This window comes from Agaribacterium haliotis (assembly GCF_002312815.1).
GTDB classification, from domain to species: domain Bacteria; phylum Pseudomonadota; class Gammaproteobacteria; order Pseudomonadales; family Cellvibrionaceae; genus Agaribacterium; species Agaribacterium haliotis.
The window spans coordinates 81,964-102,024 of the sequence record NZ_NKQJ01000012.1; the positions used below are offsets into that span (position 1 = coordinate 81,964).

Annotated in this window: 16 protein-coding genes, 1 tRNA gene and 1 pseudogene; 8 read left to right on the forward strand and 10 right to left on the reverse strand. The window is 50.0% G+C overall.

Annotation, left to right across the window (positions count from 1 at the left end; genetic code table 11):
• Nucleotides 1-59 precede the first annotated feature (59 nt).
• Nucleotides 60-1,085, reverse strand: coding sequence for a hypothetical protein (locus CFK45_RS18360; RefSeq protein WP_143247605.1), 1,026 nt, complete (start codon nt 1,083-1,085; stop codon nt 60-62).
• Nucleotides 1,086-2,034: 949 nt separating this feature from the next.
• Here CFK45_RS18360 and CFK45_RS18925 point away from each other — a divergent pair.
• Nucleotides 2,035-3,084: pseudogene (locus CFK45_RS18925) on the forward strand (recombinase family protein); the annotation flags it as partial.
• Between the two features lie 522 nt (nt 3,085-3,606).
• Here the strand turns inward: CFK45_RS18925 and CFK45_RS14425 are convergent.
• From CFK45_RS14425 to CFK45_RS14455, 7 genes are all read right to left on the reverse strand, one after another.
• Nucleotides 3,607-3,697: transfer RNA gene (locus CFK45_RS14425), tRNA-Ser, on the reverse strand.
• 167 nt (nt 3,698-3,864) lie between these two features.
• Complete coding sequence (csrA, locus tag CFK45_RS14430; RefSeq protein ID WP_096087146.1) at nt 3,865-4,062, reverse strand: carbon storage regulator CsrA; 198 nt, start codon at nt 4,060-4,062, stop codon at nt 3,865-3,867.
• 191 nt (nt 4,063-4,253) lie between these two features.
• Nucleotides 4,254-5,489 (reverse strand): aspartate kinase, encoded by a 1,236-nt coding sequence (locus CFK45_RS14435; protein WP_096087147.1) that lies wholly within the window; start codon nt 5,487-5,489, stop codon nt 4,254-4,256.
• Nucleotides 5,490-5,664: 175 nt separating this feature from the next.
• Nucleotides 5,665-8,262: an alanine--tRNA ligase gene (alaS, locus tag CFK45_RS14440; protein WP_096087148.1), complete on the reverse strand. Its 2,598-nt coding sequence runs from the start codon at nt 8,260-8,262 to the stop codon at nt 5,665-5,667.
• A 29-nt stretch (nt 8,263-8,291) separates the two neighbouring features.
• Complete coding sequence (locus tag CFK45_RS14445) at nt 8,292-8,645, reverse strand: histidine triad nucleotide-binding protein (protein ID WP_096087149.1); 354 nt, start codon at nt 8,643-8,645, stop codon at nt 8,292-8,294.
• A 23-nt stretch (nt 8,646-8,668) separates the two neighbouring features.
• Nucleotides 8,669-8,863: a Trm112 family protein gene (locus CFK45_RS14450; protein ID WP_096087150.1), complete on the reverse strand. Its 195-nt coding sequence runs from the start codon at nt 8,861-8,863 to the stop codon at nt 8,669-8,671.
• A gap of 46 nt (nt 8,864-8,909) precedes the next feature.
• On the reverse strand, nt 8,910-9,779 hold the full coding sequence (locus CFK45_RS14455; protein WP_204378485.1) for a M23 family metallopeptidase: 870 nt from the start codon (nt 9,777-9,779) through the stop codon (nt 8,910-8,912).
• A 171-nt stretch (nt 9,780-9,950) separates the two neighbouring features.
• Here CFK45_RS14455 and CFK45_RS14460 point away from each other — a divergent pair, with 171 nt between their 5' ends.
• The 3 genes from CFK45_RS14460 (at nt 9,951) to CFK45_RS14475 (ending at nt 12,111) form a co-directional block, all read left to right on the forward strand.
• Nucleotides 9,951-10,712 carry a DUF3108 domain-containing protein gene (locus CFK45_RS14460; RefSeq protein WP_158224717.1) on the forward strand — a complete coding sequence of 254 codons (762 nt, stop codon included), beginning with the start codon at nt 9,951-9,953 and terminating at the stop codon, nt 10,710-10,712.
• A gap of 319 nt (nt 10,713-11,031) precedes the next feature.
• On the forward strand, nt 11,032-11,478 hold the full coding sequence (locus tag CFK45_RS14470; RefSeq protein WP_143247606.1) for a hypothetical protein: 447 nt from the start codon (nt 11,032-11,034) through the stop codon (nt 11,476-11,478).
• Nucleotides 11,479-11,622: 144 nt separating this feature from the next.
• The gene (locus CFK45_RS14475; protein ID WP_096087154.1) at nt 11,623-12,111 is read left to right on the forward strand and encodes an RDD family protein; all 489 of its coding nucleotides are present in this window, start codon (nt 11,623-11,625) and stop codon (nt 12,109-12,111) included.
• A gap of 44 nt (nt 12,112-12,155) precedes the next feature.
• Here the strand turns inward: CFK45_RS14475 and lptG are convergent, their stop codons facing one another.
• Complete coding sequence (gene lptG / locus CFK45_RS14480; protein WP_096087155.1) at nt 12,156-13,217, reverse strand: LPS export ABC transporter permease LptG; 1,062 nt, start codon at nt 13,215-13,217, stop codon at nt 12,156-12,158.
• Nucleotides 13,214-14,344 carry an LPS export ABC transporter permease LptF gene (gene lptF, locus CFK45_RS14485; RefSeq protein WP_096087156.1) on the reverse strand — a complete coding sequence of 377 codons (1,131 nt, stop codon included), beginning with the start codon at nt 14,342-14,344 and terminating at the stop codon, nt 13,214-13,216. The genes lptG and lptF overlap by 4 nt, the downstream gene beginning before the upstream one ends.
• Nucleotides 14,345-14,480: 136 nt before the next feature.
• On the opposite strand from lptF, the gene CFK45_RS14490 reads away from it, so the two are divergent.
• The 4 genes from CFK45_RS14490 (at nt 14,481) to CFK45_RS14505 (ending at nt 19,958) form a co-directional block, all read left to right on the forward strand.
• The gene (locus CFK45_RS14490) at nt 14,481-15,959 is read left to right on the forward strand and encodes a leucyl aminopeptidase (RefSeq protein ID WP_096087157.1); all 1,479 of its coding nucleotides are present in this window, start codon (nt 14,481-14,483) and stop codon (nt 15,957-15,959) included.
• Nucleotides 15,960-16,019: 60 nt separating this feature from the next.
• Nucleotides 16,020-16,463, forward strand: coding sequence for a DNA polymerase III subunit chi (locus tag CFK45_RS14495; RefSeq protein WP_096087158.1), 444 nt, complete (start codon nt 16,020-16,022; stop codon nt 16,461-16,463).
• A 180-nt stretch (nt 16,464-16,643) separates the two neighbouring features.
• Complete coding sequence (locus tag CFK45_RS14500; RefSeq protein WP_096087159.1) at nt 16,644-17,441, forward strand: hypothetical protein; 798 nt, start codon at nt 16,644-16,646, stop codon at nt 17,439-17,441.
• 75 nt (nt 17,442-17,516) lie between these two features.
• Nucleotides 17,517-19,958 (forward strand): DUF349 domain-containing protein, encoded by a 2,442-nt coding sequence (locus CFK45_RS14505; protein WP_096087160.1) that lies wholly within the window; start codon nt 17,517-17,519, stop codon nt 19,956-19,958.
• Nucleotides 19,959-20,061 lie beyond the last annotated feature (103 nt).

Below are 20,061 nucleotides of genomic sequence, written 5' to 3' on the forward strand. Positions count from 1 at the left end.
TCAGCTGCCACACACCGAACCTCAGCTGTCCGACTAGGTCTGAGCAACTACACCCGAGATCAAGAACTCAACATCCCTTTCAAGTTGTACTCTCGAGCCAATGATTCAACTTGAAGACGATAAGAGTTCTTCAGCTTACCTTTCTCTTTATCCGATTTTCCATACTTGTACTGATAAATAACCCTTTTACGTTCAGATTTAAGCTCTGCAGGAAACAGATCAAACTGATCCTCTTTGATCTTGGGTAAATTATCATCTCTCTTTGTCGCCCAATTAGCCGCATGAAACACCTGAATCACCTCCAGACCTGTCGCGCATGTCGCGTAAATGTGTGGCGACTCTCGAATTGAATCTCGAAAAAGCTTTGACACTAAAATGACATCTAGTTTGTATTTTGGGCCTACGGCTAAAGGGCCGACTGAATCTTCGTCAAAGAACGAGCATGGAAATCTAGGGGGGAACGGTAATGTTCTGCGTAAAAAACGGGCATCCACAAGCTCATTCAGTTGAACCGCAATTTCATTAAAATGACGCACTAAAGATAGACGAGAAATTAAATCTCTGGCCTCCCACTGAGCATCAACAAAATTGGGATAATCGTCATTAATCTCAGCCTCTCTTATCAAAACAAGCAGAGCTGCCAGCGAGTCCAAACTACTTTCTCTACCAATACCCTCAAAATAAGGAACCCCACGGATCATACGCCTAAGCTCACACCCGGAACGCTTGCTCCCACGAAATACTCTTCGATAAATATTAGGAGCTAAGCGAAGTAGAATTAAATGTAATTGATCTGCACTTGCCATAGGTGACCGGAGAATATCCCAAAGGGGGTGATCGAAGATTGCTGAAGACCGTGGCGCCAAGCCTTCCATAAATTCTATAAATGAGCTACTTGGGGTTCGTCGCCCCGAGATGTAATGTCTAAACCGTTTTGAATAGTTCACCCAAAAGTCGCTAATGTCACGTCCTTGGCATGCCAATATCTGACGCTCCAACTCGCCGAGACTCACCCCGCCAAACATCACCTGCAACTCACGAACCCACAATATAGTTGAAATACATCTAACAGCACGATCCTTCATAGCGATCCACTCTAAGTAAAACAAAATAAGTTTGGTATTTTTTTAAGACGAACCACACAAGAAGGATTGGCAAAAAACCCTTCTAATCCATTGTTTTTATTACACTTATTAACATAAATCGCGACTCAACCCCATGTAGGCCTGCATATTCCCGCACCCGTTTAATTCACCTCAACACGAGTATAGCCTGACCCGGTAATGGCACGAGCCTAAGCACTCCCAAAATTCAAATTGAGGACGCCACCATGAAGCTTGAGCTAAATGAATCAACATCGATCTCCATCAAATTTCTTCGTGGACAGGAAGCCCCACACCAGCTAATCGATCTGCACCTTTTGGAAATAATCCACGAATTCAATCGGATTCTTATTTCTGCAAAAGCGAGTGAGACGACAACAATTGACACCCCTGACAAACCCAAGAACTGAGTCTTGCAGAAAGACCAATACGTACTGGAAAAAGCCAATGAATATAGTCACGCACATTCAAATCAAGCCTTCAAACGCCAGTACAAATACAGCTGTCCACATAAAACAATGGAGAGTCATTAACGATTGGCTCAATGACTCTCACCAAAAAATAGATCACTTATACATTGGACAAATTGAGAGCACGCTTATCGGTCCCACACCAACACTCCGAAAGCTTGTTCACAACCTTGGTAAACACCTAAAAGGATTTAAAGGAGTATCGCTCTACAAGAGCCAACCGCTCCCACAGTACGAATTCAGAAATTGCGCGCCCACAAACCTCCCTGAGGAAAGCTTGCGCCGAACAATAAACCAACCTATGCGCTATAGGCCCGCCTCACCAAATTTCGCTCATAAACCAGCCGAAAAAAGCTATATCCCCTTAACGTCAAAAGTAACCAACAGGAGAGAATCAAGCCGAACACCATCAAAGTATTTCAATTAGCCCCCACCAATCAATTAATACAAAGAGGCAACCTATGAAACTAGCCGCCTACATCCGAGTCTCCACATCCAGACAAGCCAACGAAAACGACTCTCTCGACGGTCAGAAAATAGCCATTATGAGATGGGCAAAACAAAACGACCACCAGATCGTTAAATACTATATAGAAGAGGGAAAATCCGCGTTCAGAGGAAACAGACCCACCATGGACCAAATGCTCGCTGATATTGAATTAGGGAAGGTTAATTTCGAAGGTGTCGTCGTCTACTCTCTTTCACGATTCGCTAGACAGGAAAAAAACCGCCATATTTTCGATGAAGTGATCACGAACTCTGGCCTATCATTTCACTCAATTACTGAACACCTTCCTGACGATCCAGACACAGCACATTTAATGAAGAGCCTGCTCGGATCCGTTAATGAGCATCAAAGCCGACAAAACGCTAGAGTGGTATCTGATAGAAAGGCGGACGCGGTTGAAAAAGGCTTTTTTACTGGAGGTCGAGCTCCTTACGGATATATGTCTGTACCCGCACCAGATGCGATTAAAGGGAAGAAAATCCTCGTTATTCAAAAAGACCAAGCTGCCGCTGTAAAAGAGATATTTCGACTAGCTCTTGAAGGGACGCACGGCCAGCCCTTTGGAGTAAAACGAATCGGACAGCATTTAAATGAGAAAGGAGTTAAGCCAAATTCGTCCCACTGGACCACCAACAGCGTTCACCGCATTCTTACTGACCCCATATACATAGGGCTAAGAGAATACCGCCCCGATTTCCGCAAAAAGCATAAGGATATAGCTCCAATCTTCTACCGGAACCCCAAAATCCTTGATGAAGACACCTTCTACTCAGTTCAGAAGGGGCTTAAATCGCGGGCCCCAGAGCAACGAGAGGTTAAGGCACAAAGAAGCAAGTCACTACTTACGGGGCTGGTGAAATGCAGCGAATGCCAATCGAACTTTGTCGTTATCACCGGGAAAAGTGGTCAATATGAATACTATCGGTGCAACCGAAAAATCAAGGTAGATGCAAAAAGCTGTAACTGCCCAAACATCCCTAAACCACTCATCGAAAAATCCGTAGTCGAAGCTGTAGCCGAGAGAGTATTGAGCGAGGACTGCCTCTCGGAGTACGTTCTTACGCTTAAAGCCAAGCACAAAGCTGCTGTGAAAGTAGACAAGCAGCACCTACTTAGCCTCCAAGTCAGCTCAGCAGCTACCGAGAAGCAATACAAGACGCTGCTGGAGCTATTGTCTACGGAACAACTTACCCTCGACCAAACCACTCGAGAAACACTAGAAGGCTTTAAGAGAAAGCTCGAGCAGATCAAATCCGAGGAGCGATCCCTAAAAGAGAAAATAGCACTCCCAATCAAGAAGTTCGGTCAACGACACATAAGCTTATTTGCAGAAGCTGCCATCAACGTAATTGCCAAGGGAGACCGAGAGGCAACTAAGGCGCTATTAACGTCCGTAATCAAGGAGATTACGGTCTACCCAAAGAAGATGACCATTAAGGGAGGGGTATTACCGCTGGCGGTGGGAATATCGAGAGTGAATACGAAAAAGGGCACCCAAGATGGGGTGCCCTTATTCATATCAAAATGGCGGAGAGGGAGGGATTCGAACCCTCGATACCGGATTAGGGTATACTCCCTTAGCAGGGGAGCGCCTTCGGCCACTCGGCCACCTCTCCATCAAAACTGGGCTAGCGCCTCAGAGGGTCACGAATAATAGCAGCAAAAATTAAAAGATCAACGGATATTTTGGCGATATCAGCTTTTTTTTATAAGTCACTTTTAAGCTGAATAAATGTCAGGCAGAACGTGTAAATTTTGACTACAAACCCTGCCCCACAGAGCTTTAAGAGTTACCGTTATTTCCCTGACCACCCTGCTTTTCAGCCTGTATGCGCTGATAAATTTCTTCACGGTGAACGGCAATTTCTTTGGGCGCATTCACACCAATACGCACCTGATTACCTTTCACACCTAGCACGGTTACAGTGACATCATCACCGACCATCAGGGTTTCACCAATACGACGAGTCAGAATTAGCATCTGGGGCTCCTTAATTGTGTTCTTTTTTGAACGCAGCGGCCAATTGAGCCGGCCAGCACATCCGTGCTATCACTGCATGCGAGTAGAGTCTCAACAAGCAGAGGTTAATTTAGTTGTAGCACGGCCTATGATTTTCCTCCAACCGCGCCAGTTCCAGGGCCCCCTGCTTCCCTTGTGCAGCTCTCCGCTGCTTAAGCCTCTGCTTCCATATCAAGGCCAAAAGCGGTGTGCAAAGCACGCACAGCCAACTCCAGATAACGCTCATCGATGATAACCGATATCTTAATTTCTGAAGTACTGATCATCTGAATATTAATATTTTCATCGGCCAGCGCTTTAAACATGGTCGACGCCACACCGGCATGAGAGCGCATGCCCACACCAACAACACTGACTTTAGTAATACTATCGTCAACCTCAACCGAGGCCGCGTTTAATTCAGATGCAATTTTATCGACAATTTCTTTTGCTTTTGCCAGTTCGGTACGGTTAACCGTAAAAGTCAGATCATTGGTCTGCTTATCTGCAGACGTATTCTGCACAATCACATCGATCTCAATGTTGGCATCGCCAACAGCCGACAAAATTTGTGCCGCTACGCCGGGAGCATCGGGAACGCCGAGCACACTAACTTTGGCTTCATCGCGGTTAAACGCAATACCGGAAACAACGGGTTGTTCCATAGTCGAATTTTCCTCATCAAGAGTGATCAGAGTGCCGGGGCCGTCAACAAACGTAGAGAGCACACGCAGCGGCACATTGTATTTGCCGGCAAACTCAACCGCCCTGATCTGTAGTACTTTCGAGCCGAGGCTCGCCATTTCAAGCATTTCTTCAAAAGTAATTTGCTCCAGGCGCTGTGCGCGCGGAACAACACGGGGGTCCGTGGTATAGACACCGTCAACGTCGGTATAAATTTGGCACTCGTCAGCGCGCAAAGCTGCAGCGAGTGCAACCCCGGTTGTATCGGAGCCGCCGCGGCCGAGCGTGGTAATGTTGCCGTACTCATCAACCCCCTGAAAACCTGCAACCACAACAACACGCCCAGCTTTTAAATCGGCGTGAATGTGCTGATCATCGATTTCCTGAATTCGCGCCTTGGTGTGCGAATTGTCTGTCAGAATACGAACCTGGCCACCAGTGTAAGAACGCGCATCGTAACCAAGATCTTTCAGCGCCATACATAAAAGCGCAATGGTCACCTGCTCACCGGTGCTTACTAACACATCCATTTCACGCGGGTCTGGCTGCGCCTGCATCTGGTGAGCCATGCCGATCAGCTTATTGGTTTCGCCACTCATAGCTGAAACCGCAACCACCACATCGTGACCCTGACCCCGAAATCCCGCTACTTTTTTTGCGACATTTTGAATCTTTTCTACTGTGCCGACGGAGGTGCCGCCGAACTTCTGAACAATCAAACTCATTTGTCTGTTAATCCGCTGAGCTTCTCAATATTTGCAAGCCGTATCAGACGGCAGGTCTTGCGCAAAGCCGGCAAAGACCAGCGGCGCCCATAAAAATGGGCGCCAATTAAACACGAAAAGCTATAAAAAGTTAAGTAAAGGCTGCCAATCTTCAGCATCAAGCTGAGAAATGAGACTAAAGCGCCTCAAACCAAGCAGCGACACCAGCCATAGCCGTGGGCAACGCATCGACATCACTGCCGCCACCTTGAGCCATATCGGGCCGACCACCGCCCTTGCCGCCAACTTGCGCAGCGACGTGTTTAACAAGGTCACCAGCTTTTATCTTGCCGGTCGCATCTTTGCTGACACCAGCCACAAGAGCGATCTTGCCGTCGTTAACTCCGGCCAACAACACCGCAGAACAGCCGAGTTTGTCTTTAAGCTTGTCAACCGTATCTCGAAGCGCTTTGTTATCGGCCCCTTCAAGGGTTTTAACCAATAGTTTAACGCCTTTGATTTCCGTCGCCTCACTCAGCCACTGATCCGCCGAGGCCGAAGCTAACTTAGCTTTAAGTTGCGCCAATTCTTTTTCAAGCGCCTTGTTCTGAGTCAAAAGCCCATCGAGCTTGGCGATAATTTTATCCGGGCTCGCTTTAAGCTTGGCCGCAATCGCCTGACTGTTGTGCTGCAAGGACTTCACCTGCGCGAGCGCCTGCTCGCCGGTTACCGCTTCAATACGACGCACACCCGCAGCAATACCACTTTCAGCAACAATATGAAAATAACCAATATCGCCGGTGCGCAGAACGTGCGTGCCACCGCAAAGCTCGACAGAAAAATTATCTTTGCCCATGCTTAAAACGCGCACTTCATCGCCATACTTTTCACCAAACAGCGCCATCGCACCTTTTTGTTTGGCTCTGTCCATATCGCACAGCTCAGTCTCTACTGCCGTATTTGTGCGAATTTGATCGTTGACGATATCGCTAATTTGCTCAAGCTCAGCAGCGCTGAGCGCTTCAAAGTGACTAAAGTCAAAACGCAGGCGCTCACTGTCATTTAACGAGCCTTTTTGCGTAACGTGCTCGCCGAGCACATCGCGAAGCGCGGCGTGCAGCAAGTGCGTAGCGCTGTGATTGCGTGCGGTGGACGCGCGCACTTCCGGCTCCACTAGCGCATGCACCGTATCACCCACGGCGAGCTCGCCCTCGAGCAAACGGCCGATATGCAAATGATTGCTACCGCTTTTCTGACAGTCGAGCACTTCAAAACGCGCGCCGCCATCACTGCTGAGCCAGCCGCTGTCGCCAACCTGACCACCGGACTCTGCATAAAAAGGCGTTTGCTGAAGCACAACAACAGCCTCATCACCGGCGCTTAATGTTTCAACTTTGTCCGAACCTTTAATAAGCGCGCCGACAAGCGAATCAGCTTCAAGCTGTCGATAACCGGAAAACTCCGTATCGCCATCGAGCTGCAGGTTTTCGGTGTAGTCGACTTTAAACGCGCCGGCCTCTTTCGACTTTTGTTTTTGCTCGGCCATCAACTGCTCATACGCCGGCATATCGAGGCTGAGCTTGCGCTCACGAGCGATATCGTTGGTCAAATCAACCGGAAAACCGTAAGTATCGTAGAGCGTAAACACCACATCGCCGGGAATGACATCGCCGTCGACATCTTTTAATTTACTTTCGAGCACAGCCATACCTTTATCCAGGGTTTTGGCAAACTGCTCTTCTTCGGCTTTTAATACTTTTTCAATCTGCGCCTGAGCCGCCTTAAGCTCTGGATAAGCCTCACCCATTTGCACAACCAGCTCGCCGACAAGCTTGTGAAAAAATAATTCTTTCTGGCCAAGTTTATTGCCGTGGCGAATGGCCCTGCGAATAATGCGGCGCAAAACGTAGCCGCGCCCCTCATTCGAAGGCAAGACCCCGTCACACACAAGAAATGAGCACGAGCGAATATGATCGGCAATCACACGCAGTGATTTTTCTTCAAGGTCGTGACAGCCGACAATGCTCGCCGCACTTTTTAACAGGGCCTGGAACAAATCGATTTCGTAGTTGCTGTGCACACCTTGCATCACTGCAGCAATGCGCTCAAGCCCCATACCGGTATCCACCGACGGCTTAGGCAGTGCAATAAGCTCACCGCTGGACTGGCGCTCATACTGCATAAACACCAGGTTCCATATCTCGATATAGCGGTCTAGATCGTCGTTTTCAGAACCCGGGGGGCCACCTGGTACGTCGGCACCGTGATCGTAGAAAATCTCCGAACTCGGACCACAGGGGCCGGTATCCCCCATCTGCCAAAAGTTATCTTCATCGAGACGGGAAAAGCGCTCGGCACTAACCCCCATCTCTTTTAACCAAATATCAGCGGCCTCATCGTCGCTGATATGAACCGTCACCCACAAACGCTCTTCAGGCAAGCCGAGGGTTTTTGTCAAAAACTCCCACGCAAAACGAATGGCATCGCGCTTGAAATAATCGCCAAAACTAAAATTGCCGAGCATTTCAAAAAAGGTGTGATGGCGCGCGGTATAACCGACATTTTCCAGATCGTTGTGTTTGCCCCCTGCGCGCACACAGCGCTGAGAGCTCGCCGCCCGGCTGTAATTGCGTTTATCGCTGCCGAGAAACACATCCTTAAACTGCACCATGCCGGCATTGGTAAACAGCAAAGTCGGGTCATTGCCCGGCACCAGCGAAGAACTGGCTACCACCTGGTGACCTTGAGACTGGAAATAATCCAGGAAAGCCTGGCGAATCTCAGCGCTTTTCATTGATTGTTCTAATACTCTTAGTTAAATAGTTACTGCATCGACAAAGAGCCTTCACTAAAGCTCTTTCCGGCAAGTAGATGAATATGTAAGTGGAACACCGTTTGACCGGCGCGCTCACCATTGTTGATGCACACACGAAAGGCATCGTCGACACCGAGCTTGCGCGCGATATCGCCAACACGCAGCATCAGTGCACCAAGTAACGCTTTATCTTCCGCCGTTGCATCCGCCAGGCGCGCTATCGCTTTGCGCGGAATAATCAGCACATGAGTCGGTGCCTGAGGCTGAATATCGTTGATGCAAATGCAGTCTTCGTCTTCGTAGAGAATATCGGCCGGAATCTCACCGGCCATAATACGGCTGAATATGCTGGGCTCTGACATCGGGCTCTCCGTGCGCAAAGTGCTTAGTGTTTAAACTGGGCTTTTTCTTCGTCACTCAACACTCGAGCTTCGGACTCAAGCATGACCGGAATACCGTCGCGAATCGGGTAGGCAAGACCACTGGCGACACAGACGAGCTCAGCCTTATCTGCATCCAGCTCAACGGGAGCTTTGGTCACAGGACAAACCAAAATACTAAGTAAACTTTTATCGATCATAAGCCAACTCGGCGCAAAAGCGGCGATTGTACACTTATGAGCGCCGCTACTCCACCGGCCCCACGCTTTGCCCCATCGTAACAGGCGCCAACAACAGCGCAGGATCCAGGCGCTGATCAAACCAATTCATGCGCCAGTCGAGGTGGGGCCCGGTCACTCGCCCCGTGGCGCCGATTTCGGCAAGCAGCTGCCCCTGCTTAACTTTATCGCCGTCTTTGACGTGCAACTTGCTCAGGTGAATAAATGTTGAGCTAATGCCGCGGCCGTGATCGACAATTAAGGTACCACCGGAATAATAAAGGTCGGCATCGGCAAAACTCACCAAACCATCAGCTGGCGCCAGCACCGCTGTACCTGTTGGCGCGGCCACATCAACGCCAAAGTGGGGGCGTTTGGGCACGCCGTTAAAAACGCGCTGGGAACCGTAAACACCGCTAATTCGCCCCGCCGATGGCCAAATAAAACTCTGTTGGTACGCGCGATCATCTCTGTTTAGCGTGCGAGCCTGGCGCACGCGTGCAGCTTCATCTTTTATACGCGCCAACACCTCAGCGGGCGGCTCAACATACTTTTTTTCAACACCGTCAATGCGCTGCACACTGTATTGGCGCTGCTCAACAGCATATTCCCTGCTTAGCGCAGCACCCGATGCGTCGATAAGTTTGATTTTCAAGCTCGGCTTTGCATCGCGACCAAGACCAAAAACAAAGCGCCCCTGCTCGTCCGGTTTCAATGTATGCCCGAGAACTTCAAGCTCGCTGGCGTCAGTTTTACCGCGAACCATTGCCCCCTGAATCAACTTGTCATACAACTCAAGCCCAGGTGATGCTGCCTCCCCACGGGCTGCGCTTGCCACAACAAAAAACAACAACATATATAGAAAGCTCGCAATTTGCCTGTGCTTTAAAATGATCATGAACTTAATTCACCTGGCTCACTTGATTGACAAAAGAAAGGTTAAAAAACCGGCCCAGTTTAATCCGCTCGCAGCACTTGCCAAGCCTTTTACGATAACAAGCTAGTGTTCATCGACAATTCAGTTAGAACACGCCAAACTTGCATGGACATCAGCACAAGTAAATTATTTATGCGCCTTTTTACTATACCGCTTTATCTTCGTTTTTCTCTGCTTTTAAGTTTTGCCAGCCTGTGCCTCACCAGCGCAAATGTAGCAGCCAGCGACAAGCCTGCGCTGTTTACTGCCGTCTACGAAGGCAAACACAGCGGTTTAAACATAAAGCTCACCCGCGAACTCCAGCAAAGCGACAACGGTTGGCGCTTAAGCGCTAATGCATCAAATTTTCTTGGTTATATTCGCGAACTCAGTGAGTTTTCTATTGAGAACGGCGCCATCAAACCCGAACGCTACGTTTACGAGCGCAAGGTATTCGGTAAAAAAAGCAAGCAAAGCATCGACTTTGACTGGCAAGCCCAACTTGCCCACTATCGCCGCAGTGACAAAAAACACAAAAACAAGGATTTTGCCCTTGTTGAAGGCACTCTCGACCCCTCGCTCTACCAACTTAAATTACAACAGGAGTTGGCCGCAGGCAAAAACACATTCAAGCTAGTATTTGCCAAAGACAGCCGCGTCAAAGATCTGCAATTTGAAGTGATAGGGCCTGGCGAATACAAACTTAACGGCACAAGCTATCAGAGTGTTGAACTGCAGCGCATTAATCAGCCCGATAAAAAACAAAGCTTTATCACCCTGCTGCCCGAACTCAATTATCAAATCGCTCAAATTCGTCATATCGAAGAAGATGGCTCAAGCTATACCGTCAAGCTCACAAGTTACCAAGCTGACAACCAGGCCGTGCAAGATTTTTACAAACAAATAACAAAATAAGACGCTCGTCTTATATCGGATTTGCATTAAAAACCGGGCTTAAGTACAACAATAAGTTAGATCAAATACGTATATTTACACGCCACACGAAACAGCAAAAGAATATAAAACGTGCCAGCGAATCTCGGCACTGCCCTAAAAGTTAGTAAGAACTTCGGCCGAAAGCCTCGCCAGCCATAAGCATAACAAAAGACAAAGAAAAACGTGACAAAGATCTCACCTTGAGCGAACAACAAAGAAGAAAGCGATATAAGTACTGCTCTTTTTTTGAACAGGGTTTTGGCCGAGCATAAAAGCATCAACTCTTTGAGGAAAACACATGCTTTGCCGAGCTCTACAAAAAATGCTGACCAGTGCTCTACAGCAGCTGGCTCTAATCAGCTTGTTTTGCTTAAGCCCGCTTGGCTTTGCTTTTGACCATACAGACTCCAGCAACACGGCTTCGCTAACGCCAACCCAGTTAATGGATAACGAGCAGCTCTTTTTAAGCGCCGAGGCGATGCGTGATGACAGCTTGAGCCCGGCTCAGCAAAACGCAAACAGGCTCTGGTTAAGCAACTACCGCAAAGTACACTTAAATGGTTTCGCTGCTGTGCGCAAGTTAATGCAACTGAGCATCGACAAGTTCAACCCGCTCAAAGGGCGATCGGAAAACACTGCAGCAGCGTCAAATAAAGACAACCCGGCCCTTTTCGATATCAATAACTACGCACTTAGTCTCGGCCCTGACGAAGTTGAACTGAAATTCAGCTATCACTTTAACTAAGCGCAGCCAAGCCTATTCTCGCGGGCTCAGCTCAGTGCAGCCCCGCCCCATTATTTCAAACCTAATAGGGCTCTTAATATTAGGCCTCCCGCTTTGCTGTGTTTTTTTTTACTATGTGCGCCCACGCATCTCACTGAAAGCATTATGAGCGACAAAAAAACCACCGAGCAAAAAGGCGCCCCGACGCCCGAACCGAGCAATGCCAAGCTCTGGAAACGCCTGTGCGCAACACTCTACGACAGCCTTATTTTGTGCGCAGTCAGCCTGCTCTATTTTGCCCTGGTCACTTTTATTTTTACCGCCGTACTCGGCAGCGAAGCCAAAGATTTCCAGCCGAACGCAGGTGGCCTTATTGTTCAACTGGGCTGGCTGATAAGCGTGTTGGGTTTTTATTGTTTTTTTTGGCTCAGAGTGGGACAAACCGTCGCGATGAAGGCTTGGCGGCTAAAATTAAAGCGCGCAGACGGCAAAACACTCACACTAAGCACCTGCTTAATTCGCGCGCTCGCCGGTTTTTTAGGCTTGGCCGCCTTTGGTTTGGGTTGGCTTTGGGCACTGATCGACAAAGATGGCTGCTGCCTGCACGACAGAATCAGCAATACCCGAGTGGTCCAGCTAGCTAAAGGTAGCTGAGTTAGGACAAAGTGAGATTAATAACTGGCAGCATTCAAAAGCGGTCAGTTCGCCCGCCTGAGCAATATCCAGCCAAAAATAAAACAACAAAGTATCGGCACCAGCACCGCGTAGGCCGGTGAAAAACCCATAATAATCGAGGTAGGCCCAAGCAATTTTTGAGAGGTTTGAAAAATCAAACCCACCAGCACCCCAACAAACACCCGAAAACCCATAGTCACCTGGCGCAACGGGCCGAGAATAAACGATATTGCTATAACAACCAGGCTCAGTGTCGCCAGCGGTTGCAGGGCCTTTTGCCAAAAAGCGAGGCGGTATTCACTGGCGTCAACTTCTTGTTTTTCGAGATAAACACTGTAGTCATAGAGCTTTTTCATCGGCAATTCGTCGGGCTTAAGCACCAATACATTCAGCAGCGCCGGGCTCAATTCACTGTGCCAAATACGGCTGTCGAGACGGCTAGTCTGAATACGATTGCCTTCAAAACGACTCAGCTGCGCATCTTGTTCAAACCAGTGATCGCCCTGATAGATTGCCGCATCGGCAAAACTGCTCGACAGCAAGCGCCCGTCGTCATCAAAACTAAAGCGGGTAATGCCGTAGAGCTTGCCATTGGGCAGCACGGCGTTGATATGAATGTACTCGTCCCCTTCTTTGCTCCACAGGCCCTTTTCACTTTGCAAAGCGCGTTGATGGCCCTGAGCGAGCGCCCGGCGGCTATCGGCATATTGATCGGTATAGGGCGCAACAAACTCGCCGAGCAAGCTGCCGCAGATAATCACCAGCAGTACCGGCTTAAACACCACCCAAACAATCTGCCGGACACTGACACCGGCGGCACGCATTACGGTAAGTTCGCTGGAACTTGCCAAAGTGCCGAGGCCAATTAAACAGCCGACCAGCGCCGACAGCGGAATAAAGTCATAGCAGCTCGACGGCACATAAAGCAGCACATAAATAATCGCTTCCTTGAGGTCGTAGTTGCCCCGCAAATTACCGAGCTGATCGACCAGATCGGAAATTAAATCCAGTGATAAAATCACAAACAGTACAACGGCGATGGCCGCAAACACAACCCGGCCGACATAACGACTTAACTGTTTCACTGCTTTTCTCCGCTAGCGGCCACACTATGTTTGTTATTTTTGGTTTTCGCCAACAGCCGCAAGCGCGGCCAAAAAAACATCAACAAACCCAGCCCCAGAAATATAAAGTGCACGAGCCACAGCGCTGCAATGGATGCGTCACCGCCCTTTTCACTGGCACCGCGCGCGGCATTGACCGCCACAAGGTAAATCATGTACAACAAAATCGCCGGCACCAACTTGCCATAGCGACCTTTGCGCGGCGCCGTGCGACTCAGAGGCACAGCCATCAACGCAATCACCAAAACCAGCGCAGGCAAACTCAAGCGCCAGTGCAGCGCCGCCTTGGCCTCGGCACTATCGGCCTGCCACAGCGCGGCGGTTGTCATCGCGTCGGTGTCTTTTTGCGCTTTTACACTGAAGTCCTGATCCGGCAGGCGCTGGGCAAACTCATCAAAAGCCACCACTTCATAATTGCCATCACCGGGGCTGCCGACATAACGGCGGCCATTTTTTAACAGCAGGTATTTGCGCCCGAGCTCTCTATCGACGATGGTTTCACCGCTTTCGGCCATAACGATGCTCGGCGCTTCACCGCTGCCCTCAGGCGGCAGCTGAGCCATAAACACCTTGCTCAAGCGTTTTTTATCGGCGCTGATGGATTCGGCGTAGCTAACCCCCGAGCCAATATCCAGCTCGTGAAAACGAGCCGGTTTAATCGTCTCAAAATCGGTGCGGTTGCGCTGCTCAGCTAACAGTGTTTCTGAAGCGCGAACACCTTCCGGGCCAAGCAGTAAACTAAAAATAGCCACCAGCGCCGCAACCAGCGATGCGGTGATTAAGGTGTAACACAGCAGGCGATTTTCGGACACACCACAGGCGCTCAGCACAGTCATTTCACTGTCCATATACATGCGCCCATAAGCCATCATAATGCCAATAAACAGGCCCAAAGGGAGAATCAATTCAAGATACGCAGGTAGGCGAAAGGCCATAAGCGTGAGCAAGATGCCGGCATCCAAACCACCGGCGGCGGCTTCGGCAAGATAACTAACAAAACGAGCACTGATAATAATCAGTAAAAGTACCAGGCTAACCGCAAACATTGAGGCCAGCACTTCTTTAGCGAGATAACGAAAAATAATCAACGGATGGCCCTGAAGCAAGCGTGCAGCGTGCGCTATTTTAGGGCCACTGCCCTATAAAATAAATGGCTAAAACACTTTCTATATCGGGCTTAGTCACTGTGGTATGCTGCGCCGCTAAATCTTTAGGGAGACAAGTATGAGTTTTGTGTACAGCACTAAGGTCTTAAACATTGATAGCACTAAGGCCGAGAGCGTGGTTGTTATCACTGCCGGCAAACAATTTGGCGAGCAAAGTAAGGCGCTAGACCTTAAGGCCGAAGGCTATTTTGGCCAGCTGCAAAAGCAGAAAAAACTCAAAAACGGCAAGCCCCAGCAACTTAGTTTGCTTGAGCAGGGCAAAATCCAGCATCTGTGCCTTATTTCTGTCGGCGGCGAAACCGTCGCGCCAGTTAAATTAAACCAGTCGTTAAGCCAGGCCGCAGCCGCTTTAGTAAAAAGCCCAAGCAAAGAAATCCAGGTATTTGCCGACCAAGCCGCCATCGACCTGTTCGGCGGCGACAGCCACTTCGCTGCAGCGCTGAGCAAGAGCCTTGACTACGCGGCGTACAATTACGACAGCACGCTCAGTAAAAGCGCGCCCGCACCCGATCTAAAGCGAGTCGTACTGGCCAGCCACAATACCAAGCAAACCCGCGAATTACGCAGCGGCTTGCAGCAGGGCCAGGCCCTGGCTTCGGGCTTAAACTTGTGCCGCGAGCTCGGCAACCTGCCCGGCAACTACTGCACGCCGGCAATACTCGGTGACAAAGCCAAAGAACTTGCGCAGAGCTCAAGTAAACTCAGCGTTAAAGTACTCGGCCTTAAAGCCATTGAGCGCCTTAAAATGGGCTCGTTTTTATCGGTCGCCAAAGCAAGTAGCGAAGAGCCGCGTTTTATCGTATTTGAGTACAAAGGCAAAAGCACGGGTAAACCCAGCGTATTAGTCGGCAAAGGCATCACCTTTGACACCGGCGGCATTAGCCTTAAGCCCGGCGCCGGCATGGATGAAATGAAATTTGATATGTGCGGCGCTGCATCCGTTTTTGGTTGTATCAAAGCACTGGCGGCTATGGATGCCAAAGTGAACGTAGTTGGCATAGTTGCCGCCGCAGAAAACATGCCTGCAGGCAATGCCAGCAAACCCGGCGACGTTGTCACCTCAATGAGCGGCAAAACCATTGAAGTGTTAAACACCGATGCCGAAGGCCGCTTGATTCTCTGTGACGCGCTGACCTACGCCGAGCGTTTTAAACCCAAAGCCGTCATTGACATTGCCACACTCACCGGCGCCTGTGTCATTGCACTGGGCAGCCACGCCAGCGGCCTTTACGCCAACGACCAAAAACTCGCCGAGCAGCTGCTCGAAGCGGGTGAGCAAACAGGTGATCGCGCCTGGCAAATGCCCCTTTGGGACGAATACGGCAAACAGTTGAAAAGTAACTTTGCCGACATGGCTAATATCGGTGGCCGCGAAGCGGGCAGCGTTACCGCCGCGTGCTTCCTCGCCAAGTTCACTGAAGCCTACGCCTGGGCTCACCTGGATGTTGCCGGCACAGCCTGGAACAGCGGCGGCAACAAAGGTGCAAGCGGGCGCCCCGTTGAGCTGCTGATCAACTATTTATTGGCAAACGCGTAAATAAACACGCGCCGTACCAACAAATAAGAGCAGCATTAAAATACAGAATGACCAGAGAGAATGACCAGAGTTAGTTTCTATATATTGAGCTCGGAACAAGAGCAACAGCGTTTATTATTCAGTTGCCGACTGATTGAGAAAGCCGTTAATCAGGGCAACCGTGTTTTAGTACACGTTGACTCCGCCGCCGACGCCGAGCAAATCGACGATTTACTCTGGAGCTTTAAACCCGAGGCCTATCTGCCTCATGCCATTGTTGGCGGTGAACTCGACGATGAACTCGGCGAGCTGCCCATCGCCATCAGCTGCGGCGCAACGGACTGCGAGCAGCACCACGATGTGCTGCTGAACTTAGCCACACAATTGCCGCCGTGGTTTGCGCGTTTCAAGCGCTTTGCGCAAGTCGTCAATCAACAGCCAGCGCTGCTGCAAGCCTCCCGCAAACACTACGGCTTTTTTAAAGAGCGCGGCTACCCTATTGAGACTAACAAGCTGAATTACTAAACTTGCAGTAAGATAAAAGTAGTAACAAGCCTCTAACCGGGGCGGCTAACGCAAACACTGACACGATGATCAACAAATAAGCCCGACGCCACACACGGCCGTGTGCGCACCAGGCAGCAACAAACTGTTGCGTGTCGGCGAGCTTTATAACATCACTTCGCGCAGGGACCACACGTTTAGATGAGCAAAAACAAACCTTCCAAAGATGAGCTGCTGCAAGAGCTTGAATCCATCCGAGATTTTCTCGGCAGCGACGCCGATATTGATGCCATTCCTACGCTGACAGCGGTTGCCGACAACAGTGAAGATGGTGACAACAGCTTCGCCACACAAGGCGCATTTGAAGAACAAAACCTCGAGCTGGAATTAGAGCCTGCAGACGAAACTACAGACGAGCAAAAGGCACGCCTCGACGCCGAACTCGAATCCGAACTCGAGCGGCTCACTCGCGCAGATAAAGACGAGCTCGATCTGGACAGCCTAGCTCGCGCCGAATCAGCCGACGAGGCACCCGATCTTGTTGCGCGGGGCGGGCCAGCTAAAACTCAAGACGACAAGCTCGCTATGCCCCCCCACATACAAAAAACCGGCCCTGACGGTGATCTGCAAACACAAGTATCTATATTTGACGATGCCAGCCAAGCAATGAGCCCAATCGCCCGAAGTGTCACCACCACATTTGGCGCTATAAACAAAGCCGCCAAAAGCAGCAGCGATGCCCGCCCCGCCGCGGAAGAAAACCCTTTTTTACCGCCGCATATTCGCGAACGCCTGGGCAAACACCGGGACATCATCAACGAGATTCAAGGGCAGCAAGCCAACAACTATAGCGAACTCAATATCGCGGAAAAAACTGTCAATCACGATCATGACGAAGTCATCGACCAGCTTGTGACTGAATTTATGCCCGTAATCGAGCGCCGTTTGCGCGAGTTGCTGTTACAGCGCATACAAGAGAAGCAAACAAAAAGCGACTAAAGCAGTGAAGTATTGGAAAGCCCGAAAAGAATAAGTATGCTTCGTGCTCACTTTTACTAACGCTGCTTTACGCCAATGAAACTACTCAAGCGACTATTCGGGCAAAAAACTGTTCAAACGACAACAGCCAAGCCCCAGACAGCTAAACAAACTGTCGCCCCGGTTGAACCTCTCAGTGATCAAACGCTACTCGAGCACAGCTGCACAAGCGGCGCACAACAAAAACATGCTCGCAAGATACTCGCCAACAAGATTGACAGCGGCGAGCTAACTGCCGACTTTGTGGGTCAAGGCCTGGAAAAAACTGAGCAAAAACTCGCCATTTACGCGCTTTGTAAAAATGACGAACCGGCTCGTCGCTGCGTTGAAAAACTCACCGAACAAACGTGCTACGAATTGTGCCTGAGCAACGCTGGCGCGCAGCGCACGGTATTAATTGAGCAAGTCAATAACTACGACTTGCTGCGTCAACTCGAAAAACACCTGCGCAACCATGACAAGCAGCACTTCCGCCAGGTTCGCGACAAACTGGACGCCATTAAAAGCGAACAGAAAAAAAACACCCAGCACCAGGCCAATATTCAAAAATTGATCGCAGAGCTGGAATCTCACACAAAACGAAGCTTTGGCAAAGACTACCGCGCAGAACTTGAGCGCTTACAGCGGCGCTTTAGCCAACTGCAAGCGTTAGGCATAGCCGGCACCAGCGAGCAGCACATCGACGAGCTAATTAAGCAATGTCAAAACACCTTGAGCACGGCAGAAGAGCTCGAGGCGCAGCAACAGGTAAATGAGACCGCCAAGCTTGCTCAACAACAGCAACAAGAAAACGCCGAGACCGCGCAACAAACAGCGCACGACAACACCGCCGAGACAAGCGACAGCGAAGACCTGCAAGCTTCGGCTGCCAAAGAGCTTGAGCAAAAACAAGCCAAACAAGAACAAAAAAAGCAATTAAAGCTGAAGCACGCCGCCGAAGACGAGCTTTTAAAAACCCTGCGTAAATGCGGTAGCGCCGCGCGCAACGGCCAGCTAAAACGCGCCAACGCGCTGCACCATGAAGCTGAACGCGAGCTAGAAAAGTACACAAAAACGTTTGGGCCCTACTCTCGCTACTTAAGCAAACAAATAGAAAAAGTCGAACAGGAATTAAGCAAGCTCGCCGACTGGCACGCCTACACTACGCGCCCCAAATTAGAAGCGCTGTGTGAACAGATTGGTGCTCTGGCGGAACAACCGTTAAACGCTGAGCAACAAGCCGAGAAAATTCGCCAGCTGCAAAACCAATGGAAAAGCCTGAGCAAAGGCAGTGACGGTCAGTATCAAGAACTGTGGGAAACGTTTAAAGAAAAAGCAGACCAAGCTTACGAGGTTTGCAAAAAACACTACGGCGAGCTTGATGCCGAACGCCAGCAAAAAGCCAAAGAGCACCAAGCCTTAAGCGAACAGCTGCAAACTTATTATCAGCAATATGACTGGCAGCGCGCCGACTGGTCAGCGGTAGAGAAATTACTGAACAACGCCAGACAAAGTGAACGCGCCTTGCGCCCACTACCGCGCGAGCAACACAAGCAATTGCAACAAGTATTTAAGCTTGCCATTGAGCCTATTCAGCAACAGCTGAACGAGTGGTGGGCACAGAACAAAGCTGAAAAAGAGCGACTAATAAAAGCGCTTGCGCCAATGGTGGAACAAGAAGACCTGGCCGGCGCCATCGACAAAGCCCAGTTTTTTCAAAAGCAATGGCAAAAGCTGGGCCGCTGCGCGCAGCGCGATGAGCGCCAATTATGGGCGGAATTTCGCGCGCTTTGCGATCGTATTTTTGAGCGCCGCAATGCCGAACGCGACGATAAAAAACAAGCAGAGAAAGAGGCGCGCCAGCAAGCTCAAGCATTAATTGATGAAATCAAAACATGGCTAGAGCTCGACGCCGAGGCCCTGCTTAAAAAGAGCCAGGAACTCGATGCCCTGCAACAACAATTTCAAACGATTGAACACGCAGATGGCCGCTCTGAGCGCCAGCTCCAGGCCGCCTTTAACACAGCATGCTCAAACATTGAGCAGCGCCTAAACCAAGACAAACACAGTAAACAGCTGCACCACTGGCAAAAAATGTTTGAGCTCAAGCAGCAGGCCAATCAACTCGCCGAGGCGACTGAAGACAAACAAAAACTGCACGATTTCAAAGAGACACTCGCGGCAAACTCGGAGCTGCCCAAAACGGCCCGCAATGCCCTGATAACTTGGCTCAATGCGCAACCAGCGACTGAAAACAATGTGGACGATGTACGCCTTTTGTGCATTCAGGCAGAAGTTCTCGCCGGCAACGAAAGCCCAGAGAGTGACCGCAACCTGCGCATGCAATATCAGATGCAACAACTTCAGCAAGGCGCCAAAGCAGCCTTACCCGACGCCGAGACCCTTGCGTGCCTATGGATGCAAACCAGCGCAAATGATAGTGAACAGCTTCAAGCGCGCTTCTTAGACGCCTGGATGCAACTGCCAACGCCAAACTAAGCTCTACAAATGGGGGCTTTGCTGCAGATTAACAGCTAGAAATTTGCGATAAATCTGCAACACAGCCCGGCAGCACATGCGCTAGGCCGTGCTATAATTTCCC